Genomic DNA, 11,824 nt, shown 5'->3' on the forward strand with positions numbered 1-11,824 from the left:
CTTAAAGTCTAAAGTTAAAAAGCCATGTCTTTAAATCCCCACTACCTAAGCGGTAACGAAATTCGCAACATATTTCTCGACTTCTTTGCCCAACGGGATCACCAAATTCTCCCAAGTGCCTCCCTCGTGCCAGAAGACCCAACCGTGCTGTTGACGATCGCAGGGATGTTACCATTTAAGCCGATATTCTTGGGGCAGCGCACACCAGAATTTAAGCGGGCGACGACTTCGCAAAAGTGTATCCGCACCAACGACATCGAAAATGTCGGACGCACTAAACGGCATCATACGTTTTTTGAGATGCTGGGTAATTTCAGCTTTGGTGATTATTTTAAAGAACAAGCGATCGCTTGGGGTTGGGAAATTTCTACACAAGTCTTTGGCTTCTCACCGCAAAATCTTGTAGTCAGCGTTTTTGAAGATGATGATGAAGCCTTTGGAATTTGGCGCGATCAAATCGGTGTGCCGATAGCGAGAATTAAACGCTTGGGCGAAGATGATAACTTTTGGGTATCTGGCCCGACTGGGCCTTGTGGCCCTTGTTCAGAAATATATTACGACTTCCACCCAGAACGCGGTGACGAAAATATTGATTTAGAAGATGATTCCCGGTTCATCGAGTTTTACAACCTAGTATTCATGCAATATAACCGGGATGCATCAGGCAATTTAACGCCACTGCAAAACAAGAACATCGACACCGGCATGGGTTTGGAGAGAATGGCGCAAATTCTCCAAAAAGTACCCAATAACTACGAAACTGACCTAATTTTCCCAATTATCCAAACAGCAGCCCAAATTGCAGGTATTGATTACCACAAAAGTGATGAAAAAACCAAAGTTTCTCTAAAAGTCATTGGCGATCACATTCGTTCTGTTGTCCACATGATCGCTGATGAAATTCGCGCCTCTAACGTGGGACGGGGTTATGTGCTGCGGCGGTTAATTCGGCGGGTGGTGCGTCATGGGCGATTAATTGGGATTGATGGCGAATTTACCACCCAAGTTGCTGAAACTGCGATCGCTCTTTCTGAATCAGCTTACCCCAATGTGCGCCAACGGGAAGCAGCAATTATTGCTGAACTCGAACGGGAAGAATCCAATTTCCTCAGAACTCTGGATAGAGGCGAAAAACTCCTAGAAGAAATCATCCAAGAGGTGAAACAGCAAGGAAAAACCCAAATTAGCGGCGAAAGCGCATTTACCCTCTATGACACCTACGGATTTCCCCTCGAACTTACTCAAGAAGTTGCCGAGGAAAATGATCTCACAGTTGATGAAGCGGGATTCAATGCCGAAATGCAAAAGCAGGTGGAACGTGCCAAAGCAGCACATGAAACCATCGATTTAACTGTGCAAGGTTCCCTCGACAAATTAGCAGAACACATCCAAGTTACCGAGTTTTTAGGTTATACCCAACCTGCGGCGACGGCAAAAGTCGAAGCGATTTTGGTAGAAGGTGTTTCCCAAGAGGAAGCAGAAGCAGGGACACCGGTGCAAATTGTCCTTGACAAAACGCCATTTTATGCTGAATCTGGGGGACAAATCGGCGATCGCGGTTATATTTCTGGTGATGGTATCCTAGTTCGGGTGGAAGACATGAAGAAAGAATCTGATTTCTTTGTTCACTTCGGACGCATCGAACGCGGTACACTGCGCGTAGGCGATAATGTTACAGCCCAAATTGATCCGGCTTGTCGGCGTCGCGCCCAAGCTAACCATACCGCAACGCACCTATTGCAAGCGGCGTTAAAGAAAATTGTTGATGATGGCATATCTCAAGCTGGTTCCCTGGTTTCCTTTGACAGGTTGCGCTTTGACTTTAACTGTCCGCGTGCTTTGACAGCCGAGGAAGTCCAACAAATTGAGGAACAGGTAAACACTTGGATTGCCGAAGCACATACTGCAAAGGTGGAAGTATTACCTTTAGCAGAGGCGAAAGCTAGGGGTGCTGTTGCTATGTTCGGCGAAAAATACGGTGAAGAAGTGCGCGTAATTGACTTTCCTAACGTATCAATGGAACTGTGCGGTGGAACTCATGTCAGTAATACTGCTGAGATTGGCGTGTTCAAGATTATCTCCGAAGCTGGCGTAGCTTCTGGGGTGCGGCGCATTGAAGCTGTTTCGGGACCGGCAATACTAGATTATCTCAACCTTCGGGATAAAGTAGTTAAAGATTTGAGCGATCGCTTTAAAGTTAAACCCGAAGAATTACCAGACAGAATCACAAGTTTGCAAAGCGAACTCAGAACCAGCCAGAAGGAATTGGAAAACTTCAAGGTACAGTTAGCGATCGCAAAATCTGACAGCTTGCTACAAACAGCCCAAACTGTAGGCGATTATAAAATCATCGTCGCCCAATTAGAAGATGTTGATCCAGAATCATTGAAAACCGCAGCCGAACGCTTGCTGCAAAAACTGGGTAACGGTGCGGTGGTGCTGGGTTCTGTTCCCGAAGAGGGGAAAGTTAGCATAGTTGCAGCTTTTAGTCAAGAAGTGAACAAAAAAGGTTTGCAAGCTGGTAAATTTGTGGGTGCGATCGCTAAAATTTGTGGCGGCGGTGGCGGTGGAAGACCGAACTTAGCCCAAGCCGGCGGACGCGATGCGAGTAAATTACCAGAAGCGTTGAGACAAGCGGAAAGTGAGTTAAAATCCGCCTTGGGTTAACCCTCTTCCTGACTTTAAGACTTACTCCCCAACGCTAGCAGCTACTGTGTATACACAAGTTGAATTACCCCCCTTAATCCCCCCTTTCCAAGGGGGGAAACCGGAAAATCTAGTTCCCTTCCCTTTCCAAGGGGAGGGTTAGGGTGGGGTAAAACTGACGCGAAAAACTAGGTGAGTAAACTATTTCAGACTTGTGTATACACACGTAGACGCTAGCAGCGAAGGGCTGGGGGTTAGGTCTGTATTATAAATGAAACTAATACAGCGATCGCAAGTGTAGGAGAATCACCCCTATCTAAAGATGAACTTATTTATTAAACGATCTCAAACTCTAATTGATGACTCTTAAAAATATCATGAGTGAAATGATCCACCACATTTGTATCAGCTAGTTCCAAATTATAAAAATCCACAGCTTCATGGTCAAAATGGGGGCCAGCGTGCCAAGTACCCTCATGTAGTTTGATAAAACAATTCCCCGGAATGCGGAAAGCAGCAATCTCTTTTAATGCTGGTTCATTCACATCATTATCAGGAGGACAAACTGCAATTAACCAATCCTTCCCTGACAAAGAACCCAGACATTGAGTGCATTGCACATGGCGAGTAATTGTGTGAAACTTTCGCCCCTTCTTCTCCAACCGCATAACATAAAATCGGGGAATCCCGTTTTGCAGGTTTAACTGGGCATCATCCACATCGTAAGCTTTGCCATCAAGACTTGCAAAAATCACCTGTCCATAACACCGAAAATTTTCAGAACTCACCCATTGTGCTTGCAATTGTTGCACTGTCTTTGATCTGCCCATATCAAATCTTTGAGAGAGATTAGTTAGGTTTATTTTCCCCCAAAATGACCAAATTTAATACATACAGCCATTATGGTGACTTCCTGAGTTTAAATGCCCTACATTGTGAAAAAATAACCTTAGCTAGCTAGATAACTACGTACTTGTTCCTTTTGCCGTCGGAGGAGACTGAGAGCTTTTTGCTCGATCTGACGCACCCGTTCTCGACTAATACCCATGCGATCGCCAATCTGTGCTAAAGAAAGTTCATAGCCATCAGTCAGACCAAAACGCAAGGTTAATATTTCTCGCTGCTGGGGAGACAGCTTTGCTAACAAGTCTTGTAAGTCTTGGTGGAGAGATTCTTCAACAGCATAGTCTTCGGGAGAAGGTCCATCATCCTCAAGTATGTCCTGCAACTCTGTATCTTGTTGTTCACCAACTCTCGCCTCTAAAGAGAAGGGTTGACGCGCCAAATACAAACACTCTCGAACTTGGGTAGGTGTCAAAGATAACGCCTTAGCAATTTCAGCAGTAGTGGGAACGCGACCCAACTGTTGAGATAATTCTCGCTGCACCCGTTTAATTTTGTTCAGTTTCTCAAAGACGTGGATCGGTAAACGAATTGTCCGTCCTTGTTGAGCGATCGCTCGTGTGATTCCTTGACGAATCCACCAGTAAGCGTAGGTAGAAAACTTATAACCAAGAGCGGGATCAAATTTATCCACCCCTCGCTCTAAACCCAAAGTACCTTCTTGAATTAGATCCATAAATTCCAAGTTGCGGTGCTGGTATTTCTTCGCCACTGCTACCACTAACCGGAGATTAGCCTGAATCATTTTCTGCTTGGCTTGGTGTCCTTTACTTAGCTGTTGCTCTAACACCTCAACACTTAACTCCACTTTATCTGCCCATTCTTGCAGCGTGGGTTGCTCATTTAATTTTACAGCCAATTCTTCCTTAGCAGCTAGTAAATTCATCATTTGCTGCACTTGTTGAGCAAAAATAACCTCTTGTTCGCGAGTCAACAAATCTACACGCCCGATTTCTTGCAGATAACTACGCACAATATCATCTGTACCTCGAGGTTTTTTATCTGCGGCTAAACTTTTTTTCTTCGTTTTTTGAACTTCGGTAGGTGGAGATGTTAAGTTGCTCATGGTTATTTGCTCTTCTGTAACCTCATCAATTTATTGGTATCAAGTCTAGATATTCAGACCCTTAGCCATTTCACACTGCTAATCAATCAATTTGGCAATAATGATGAATTCTGGTCTATGATACATTAAAAGTCAATTGTTGGAGATAATAAACCCAAAATCAACCCACCCATTAATAATAACATCATTACCAGTTACAAATCAATTATCCAAAGTATCATCAGCAGATATTTTAAACTAATTACACTCCTTTATTATTGATTCTTACATATTTTTGAACACAATTATTATATTTAGTTTAATTATCCAATATAGTTACTGAAAAAAATTAATAATCGACCGAGCAACGATTTCATCACTTAATAGACAAATTCCTAACAGCAAATAACAACATAAATCCGAATTATTAAACCACAGATTTTTTAAGTGTTAATAGTCTGATTATACTTCCATATAATTCTGATTAAATGGAATTAATTAAATATAAAATGCCAATTTTTTACCTCTAATTTTTTGCTAAATAATCCAATCATATCAAGCTGGGTACGTAGCGGGCGATCGCTAACCATCAAAGAAAGCACTTTTCCTGCTCCCCCTGCTCAAGAATAGCTTTCTTTAGGAGTCCGGTCAAATACTTGTAATTAGGGATTTAGGATGATAAAGACGCGGGTATGTGTGACAATTGCACTTGTGTCATAATGCACGCAGATATCTGCATTCGATGCGGTATTATCAATATAATTATTCCGAGAGGCATTTTCGGGACTAAAAGTAGTAACAGTGGTAACATTAGCACCAACGATAATACTTGGCAAGACAGCAACACCCCCGTAGCTTGCCGACAAGACTCTTGCTCCCTCTCCTTACCAAGGAGAGGGTTGGGGTGAGGTTTTACAAGGCTTTTTCCACTCATTGAGATGCTCCCTACATATATCTTCAGCGATCGCTAAAGCAGATGCAGGTGTGCGTCCATGAAAAGAACAAGGTTCAAGAGTTCCGATATCAAAACTTAGTGAGTGTCACACTAATACCAGAATCGAGTTTAGGAACCTTGAGATACTCAATTGGCTCAGTACTTTGAGAACTTTGGGTATTTCTTGGCTTTTGACATTGCTTAAAGAAAGCGTCTGGGTTCTTGATGAACTCAAGCGGGTTAATATTTTGGCAGTCTTGCTCCCGCACTAGCGAAATTGATTCAGCAGTGTGTTTGGAATTATTAGTCTGTCCGATAAAATTACTCCATGTCGTGTTAATCGTGGCTGGTTCCGTCAATAAAACTCCAGCCTGCTGATTGCGATCGTGAAACGGCTCGTTCAGAGCATCGCCTGTTATCATGGGAACATTCTCTTGGTTAGCATAGGCACTCTGGGGAAGAGCGAGTGCGCTAATCACAACGACTAAAGTGATACAAGAAGATTTCATAATTCAATCACTTAACATTTAATGTCAGTTTAATAATTACAATTGGCTAGATACAAAAACCAGCAGCCTAGTTTGAGTACCTCAGATTAACACAGCTATTAATAAGTATAGGTAAACTTCATTAAAACGTTAATGACTTGCTGAAGCGAGCGCATTAAGCATCTGCGAGATAAAATGTTGGGACATTAACCTGAATCTTATGCTCACCAATATTCGCCTAAATAGAAATAGCTGATTCTAGTCTTAAGTATAGATCGAAAACTAAAAGCGATCGCTTCGCCAACGCCAAGGGCGATCGCTTATGCTAAGTCAGGTATTATTAAGTACTGGATTTTAGATGTCAATGGATGCAAGTTGTATCTGTATCGTCTCCCCAGTCCATTTTGAGCCAAAATAGCAGGTAAAAAGTAAACACCCGCAAATTATTTTTGCGCTTGGCAAGCAAACTGGCAATTGATGTGATAGTCTTTTATATGGGGAATCAAGACAGCCAAAGCACAGTCATGTCGTCAAAGAGAAATGATCTAAACTCAAAGACCAGACTTTCGCCTTGGCAGATACAATGTTTAAATCCGCTACGGCTTTTTGAAACTAAGAGACAAAGCCAATGAAGCAGGATAGTGACCTACGTAATAACTTGAAGTCAATCAGAACCCGTCTAGGCATGAGCCAACAAGATTTGGCTAACATCGCTAATGTGACTCGTCAGACTATTAGTGGTGTAGAGTCGGGACAATATGCTCCCTCAGTTGCCATAACACTTCGCTTGGCCAAAGCGCTTGGCTGTCAAGTTGAGGATCTATTCTGGTTAGAGCGGGATTTACCTGAAATTGAAGCCGTTCTTGCCAAACCTGTTCCCAATGGTCAGCAACTACGAGTTAGCATGGCTCGTGTGGGAGGACAATGGATAGCTTATCCGTTAATTGGTAAGGATGCTTTTCGCCAAGATATGATTCCGGCTGATGGTGAAGCAGTTGCGGTGGTGAGGCAGTCCTCTCTTGGGGGTTTCCCCCAGGAGGAACTGCCGAAAGGGTTAAAAGGCATAAGCAAACTGTCGAACCGGAACGGTGAAGGCACTAGCCAAACAGGTACAAATAAAGTTAGAGTCCGTCTTTTAGACGATAATCTCGACACACTTCACAACACAGTTGTGATTGCTGGTTGTGCCCCTGTGATTTCACTATGGGCAAGAGCCACCGAACGCTGGCATCCCCAACTGCGAGTTCAATATAACTTCGCCAATAGCATGGCTGCATTGCACAGTCTATGCAGAGGTGAGGCGCACATCGCTGGGATGCATCTGTATGATCCTGAAACTGGTGAGTATAATACTCCCTTTGTTCGAGATGTTCTGGCGGGGAGGGAAGCAGTTCTGATTACCCTTGGTGTTTGGGAAGAGGGACTTTTGTTGAAGTCTGGCAACCCGATGGGAATTAAAACAGTTACTGACTTAGTTGCAGGGGGAGCGACTATTGTCAACCGCGAAATAGGTTCTGGTAGTCGGATGCTTTTGGAACAAACACTCCAAAAAGAGCAGATACCATTCGATGCTGTTCAGGGCTTTAACAATATACTCAAAAGTCACCAAGATGTTGCCCAAGCTATAGTCGGAGGAGTTGCCGATGCTGGTATGAGTACGGCATCTGTAGCTACCGCTTTTGGGCTGGGATTTATCCCTTTACATCAGTCACGATATGATTTGGTGATTTTCAAGAAATATCTGGAAGAAGCACCAGTACAGCAGTTACTTAGTACTTTGGGACATCGGATGGTTCACTCACAATTTGAAATTCTCGGCGGTTACGATATCAGCAAAATCGGGGAAGTTGTAGCGACTGTTTAGAGCGGATTGCAATGGTTGGTTGTGTGCTTAAAGGAAAACTCTGCATAAATTTAAATTCCTTCTGCAACCACTCTTTAGGTATGAGTGACACATTCTGAGGTTATCTGTGGCTGGTCAGTAATATCATGTCCGCCAAATTACCCATAATAAAAGAATCCCACCCCCAACCCCTAAGAGCCTGCGGGGAACTCAGTGCCCTCTCTGGGGATTAGGGTCCTACGGTGTAGACACAAGTAGTCCTAGAGGGAGTTTCCAGCCAAAAAAGGTAGATTCAAACTGATACAATCCGCGAATCAAAGTCTCTCGTTCCCATGAAGAGCATGGGAATGGCTGATTAGGGGCTGCTGCCTCCAGTTAAATATTGAGTCTCTGACTCAATGAATGCATTCCCATACGGAGTATGGGAACGAGGAAAACCTGATAAAGCTAGGTTTTTAGGACTTGTGTGTACACCGTAGGGATTAGGGGCAGGGAGACAAAGCTATGCTTTGGCTCTTTGGGGTTCTTCGGGTTTAATAAGTAATCAAGCAAAGATGATATAACGCCATTTTTTCTAAACAAAATGTGCATCTTTAGGATTGAATGCCAGCTTAATTATTTCATGGGGATATACATTGCCGAATATATGACTCCGGGGCACTCTGGCGATTAAAGTTTGTTCTCCCACCTTAACCCAAATACTACAAATCCCAATACCATTTAAAACCCGTTCTACTAGCCCTTCAATAATTACTGACCAAGGTTTATGCAACATTGAAGAACTTGCATCGAAAAGATTGAAAGTATCGCCAGATAAACAACATGCAGTAATTGGCTTTGTGATTTCCCCAGGATATAAAAACTCTATCCCATTTGCAAGTTTGATAAAACTTCCACGGCTACTCCGTTCTACCCGACACGGAATAATATTATCTATCCCTACTAGTCTAGCCAACTGCTCGTTAGCTGGTCGGCGGATGATGGTTTCCAAGTTATCATCCTGTACAATACAACCGTCAAATAAAGCGATCGCTCTCTCGGCAAAATGCAGTATATCTGTAAAATTATGACTGACTAATATGACTGCTGATCCCCTAGCTTGGGCCCATTGTCTAATTTTCTCGATCATCTGGGGACGTATTCCCACATCTAGAGAGGCAGAAGGCTCATCCAAAAGCAGCAATTCGGAATCAGCAACTAAACCGCAGGCAATACAAACCCGCTTTGCTTCACCACCAGACAGTGAACGAGCTGAACGTTTTGCCAAGTGTTCGCAGCCAAAAGTTGCAAGTGCAGTATGTACCCTTTGCGGAATCTTGTGTGTTGGTGTTCCGCGAAACTTTAATACCTTGGCAACATTATTAAAAACAGTTTCATCCAGTAGTAAGGTTTCCTGAAATACCAAAGCCGAACGACGACGCAACAATGTTTTATTGGTATTATGGACATCCAGCCCAAATAATTGCATCTCACCACGGTAAGGTTGCAAAAGATTGATTGTTCTTAACAAAGTGCTTTTACCAGCGCCATTGGGGCCAAGCACAGCAACCAGTTCTCCTGGACGGACTGCAAAATTTTCAATTGACAGGATATTTTTACGTGTTTTGCTATCGACGCTCACCTGTCGCATATTAAGGACATACTCGTTAGTACTCATAGAATTTTCCTGTCATGCTGTAGGATAGTCAGCAACACGATAACAGTGTATGTGATGATCAGAAGAATGTATGCGATCGCCATCGCAACATCGTAATTTCCTTTTCCTACCTCCGTGACGATCGCTGTTGTCAAAACTCTTGTCTGCCCCTTAATATTACCCCCCACCATCATGGATGCACCAACTTCCGAGATGACGCGACCAAAACCGGCGATAACAGCAGCCATTAATCCTAAACGTGCTTCTTTAATCAGCAACAAGTTTGCTTGCCACTGTGTCGCCCCCATTGACAAAAGTTGCCAGCGTAGTTTCGGATTAATACTAATAATTGCTGTAAAACTGAAGCCAGCTACAATTGGAAAAGCAATGATTGCTTGGGCGACAATCATAGCTGTGGGCGTATAAATTAAATCAAGATTTCCTAAAGGCCCAGACCGCCACAAAAATACACTGACCACTAAGCCGATTACGACGGGTGGCAATCCCATCCCAAAGTTAATCAAACTATTCAGAGTCTGCTTGCCGGCGAAATCCACTAATGCTAGCCACAGTCCTAATGGTAGTCCCAGTAAAACGCTAATGGCTGTAGCTGTTCCAGATACAAACAATGTCATTGTCATCACCTGGAAAACGTCACTATCGCCATCGGTTAATAGCTCAAGAGCTTTCAAAGCTCCCTCGATAATTGTATTCACCAAAGACCTCTCGCCGTGAAAGCCCCCGGATTCATCCGTGGGGGTAAGGCGTAGGCGAATTTATTCGCCGTGTTAATATCCATACGAATATCCGTCCTTTTTATGAATGGGTGAACAATATTTGTGGCTAATACCTGAAATTCTTCCTGATTTAGTAGAGATATCAAAATTACCTGTTGCACGACAAAGAATACGCCCAACGTATTCCCCTGTTTTTTTGCCCGAAGCAACCGCGGCTTTGATAATATCGCCAGTACTAAATCCAAAATGAATCTGCTTATTTGTGCGGTGGCGAGTTGGAAAGCCATACTTGTCAGTTCCACACATCTGGCGTGTACCATGACCATTAGCAGTAATGAGCAGTGGCGTAATGTTTTTGATATTTAGAATCGGTGTAGATTTACCTACACAAGCAGCATCGAGCCAGTGAGTTTTAACTAAATTTTGTTGGCTGCGATTGAACTTTGTTAATCCTCCCGAACCTGTTTCTACTGGTAGTCCAGAAGATTTTAATACTTCCAGCAATGCAAATCTAGTCGTATTCACTGCTGCTGCATCAGCCAATGGTCGTAAGCAAAGTTTCAATATTTTCTCTAGCCTTGAGGGATCTTTTTTAAGAAACTCTTTGATATCTTTAGTCCCCTTTTTGACATTACATTTTTCGCAACTTAGTGTCAGGTTTGTGATTGAGTTAGAACCTCCTTTGGCTCTTGGGTGAATGTGTTCTATCTGAAATGGAACGTCTTTTGCACCACAGTAAGCGCACTCTCTATTCCACTTTTCAAGCAAATATTCACGAGTCTCAAAACCTTGTAGTATCCCCTGTTGATATTCTTTCCCCTGAATATCAGGATTACGCATTAGTTGCATATCAAAGCGAACTAATTCCTGACTAATAGCGGTGATTGGTACAAGCCTGCATAACTTATTAACCCAGGTTTTGATATTCTCGACACGACTCTGTAAGCTTGGGGCTAACCAACCTAATGGTCTAGTTCTGTTATTGAATCTGGGTTGACGATACCTAGTTTTACGATTTCTTCTACCCCGTCTTAATTGTCGTCTTGAGGTTAGGGCATCTCTAATTGCAAAACTTCTATGCTTTAATTCTGCTGCAAATACAACTTCGCCATTAGTGTCGTTAACTAAGGCTATTTCTGTTGTTTTTGCTCCAGGATCAACCTTTAATCTAAGTTGTGATACAGAACAATCAGTGCCAGATTTTTTAAGAATCAAAGTGAAAGGGAATTGAAGATAAATCGCTGCTTTTTTGTTTCGCAGTAATTGCCTCGCTTGCGCTGAGTGAATTGGATCTAGTGGACGTTTTTCTGAATCAATTAAAAATACTTTGGACATTTCTGCCCCTCCTTATGGCTTGCGCCACGCTCCGCGAACGGGTAAAGTTAGCTTCTCCCAAGGGGAGACGCTGCGCGAACGCCAATGTTATCGGTCGGTAACTATCCAAATTGCACTTCCTTAACCCCTATTAAAGATGTTTAACAATTTGGTTTTAGAGCAGGGAACTAGCTTCGCATCCCCTGGTAAGTTATTGAACACTTGCCGATAACGTAGTTAATTAAAACTTAGGCTGGTCAGATTCGGGCTTTTTCAAG

Annotated in this window: 10 protein-coding genes; 3 read left to right on the plus strand and 7 right to left on the minus strand. The window is 43.0% G+C overall.

All coding sequences use genetic code 11. The features are described 5' to 3' along the window. The first annotated feature begins 24 nt into the window (after positions 1–24). Entirely contained in the window at positions 25–2,667 is a 2,643-nt protein-coding gene (alaS, locus tag V7K31_RS29165) for an alanine--tRNA ligase (RefSeq protein ID WP_335099515.1), read from the plus strand. A gap of 314 nt (positions 2,668–2,981) precedes the next feature. On the opposite strand, the gene V7K31_RS29170 is transcribed toward alaS, so the two are convergent. The 4 genes from V7K31_RS29170 to V7K31_RS29185 all read right to left on the minus strand — a co-directional run bounded on the left by V7K31_RS29170 (position 2,982) and on the right by V7K31_RS29185 (position 6,037). After that, positions 2,982–3,476 (minus strand): ureidoglycolate lyase, encoded by a 495-nt coding sequence (locus V7K31_RS29170; protein WP_335099516.1) that lies wholly within the window; start codon positions 3,474–3,476, stop codon positions 2,982–2,984. A 119-nt stretch (positions 3,477–3,595) separates the two neighbouring features. Next, positions 3,596–4,615: an RNA polymerase sigma factor, RpoD/SigA family gene (locus V7K31_RS29175; protein ID WP_334948847.1), complete on the minus strand. Its 1,020-nt coding sequence runs from the start codon at positions 4,613–4,615 to the stop codon at positions 3,596–3,598. A 641-nt stretch (positions 4,616–5,256) separates the two neighbouring features. Further along, the gene (locus V7K31_RS29180; protein ID WP_335099519.1) at positions 5,257–5,460 is read right to left on the minus strand and encodes a DUF3172 domain-containing protein; all 204 of its coding nucleotides are present in this window, start codon (positions 5,458–5,460) and stop codon (positions 5,257–5,259) included. 157 nt (positions 5,461–5,617) lie between these two features. Beyond that, complete coding sequence (locus V7K31_RS29185; protein WP_335099521.1) at positions 5,618–6,037, minus strand: hypothetical protein; 420 nt, start codon at positions 6,035–6,037, stop codon at positions 5,618–5,620. 607 nt (positions 6,038–6,644) lie between these two features. Between V7K31_RS29185 and V7K31_RS29190 the strand changes: the two genes are divergently transcribed. Then, a complete protein-coding gene (locus tag V7K31_RS29190) occupies positions 6,645–7,880 on the plus strand; it encodes a substrate-binding domain-containing protein (RefSeq protein WP_335099524.1) in 1,236 nt (411 codons plus the stop codon). 553 nt (positions 7,881–8,433) lie between these two features. On the opposite strand, the gene V7K31_RS29195 is transcribed toward V7K31_RS29190, so the two are convergent. From V7K31_RS29195 to iscB, 3 genes are all read right to left on the minus strand, one after another. After that, positions 8,434–9,516: an energy-coupling factor ABC transporter ATP-binding protein gene (locus V7K31_RS29195; protein WP_335099526.1), complete on the minus strand. Its 1,083-nt coding sequence runs from the start codon at positions 9,514–9,516 to the stop codon at positions 8,434–8,436. Continuing rightward, on the minus strand, positions 9,513–10,211 hold the full coding sequence (locus V7K31_RS29200; RefSeq protein ID WP_335099529.1) for an ABC transporter permease: 699 nt from the start codon (positions 10,209–10,211) through the stop codon (positions 9,513–9,515). Before V7K31_RS29200 ends, V7K31_RS29195 begins: the two co-directional genes overlap by 4 nt. 72 nt (positions 10,212–10,283) lie before the next feature. Continuing rightward, positions 10,284–11,567: an RNA-guided endonuclease IscB gene (gene iscB / locus V7K31_RS29205; protein WP_335099531.1), complete on the minus strand. Its 1,284-nt coding sequence runs from the start codon at positions 11,565–11,567 to the stop codon at positions 10,284–10,286. Between iscB and V7K31_RS29210 the strand changes: the two genes are divergently transcribed. Beyond that, a complete protein-coding gene (locus V7K31_RS29210) occupies positions 11,560–11,691 on the plus strand; it encodes a hypothetical protein (RefSeq protein ID WP_335099533.1) in 132 nt (43 codons plus the stop codon). The genes iscB and V7K31_RS29210 overlap by 8 nt on opposite strands. Positions 11,692–11,824 lie beyond the last annotated feature (133 nt).

The organism is Nostoc sp. (assembly GCF_036917675.1).
Taxonomy (GTDB): Bacteria; Cyanobacteriota; Cyanobacteriia; order Cyanobacteriales; family Nostocaceae; genus Nostoc.

Excerpts from the sequence above, each read along its gene's own strand:
- alaS (WP_335099515.1), top strand. The coding sequence starts at position 25 with ATGTCTTTAAATCCCCACTACCTAAGCGGTAACGAAATTCGCAACATA.
- V7K31_RS29170 (WP_335099516.1), bottom strand. The coding sequence starts at position 3,476 with ATGGGCAGATCAAAGACAGTGCAACAATTGCAAGCACAATGGGTGAGT.
- V7K31_RS29175 (WP_334948847.1), bottom strand. The coding sequence starts at position 4,615 with ATGAGCAACTTAACATCTCCACCTACCGAAGTTCAAAAAACGAAGAAA.
- V7K31_RS29185 (WP_335099521.1), bottom strand. The coding sequence starts at position 6,037 with ATGAAATCTTCTTGTATCACTTTAGTCGTTGTGATTAGCGCACTCGCT.
- V7K31_RS29190 (WP_335099524.1), top strand. The coding sequence starts at position 6,645 with ATGAAGCAGGATAGTGACCTACGTAATAACTTGAAGTCAATCAGAACC.
- V7K31_RS29195 (WP_335099526.1), bottom strand. The coding sequence starts at position 9,516 with ATGAGTACTAACGAGTATGTCCTTAATATGCGACAGGTGAGCGTCGAT.
- iscB (WP_335099531.1), bottom strand. The coding sequence starts at position 11,567 with ATGTCCAAAGTATTTTTAATTGATTCAGAAAAACGTCCACTAGATCCA.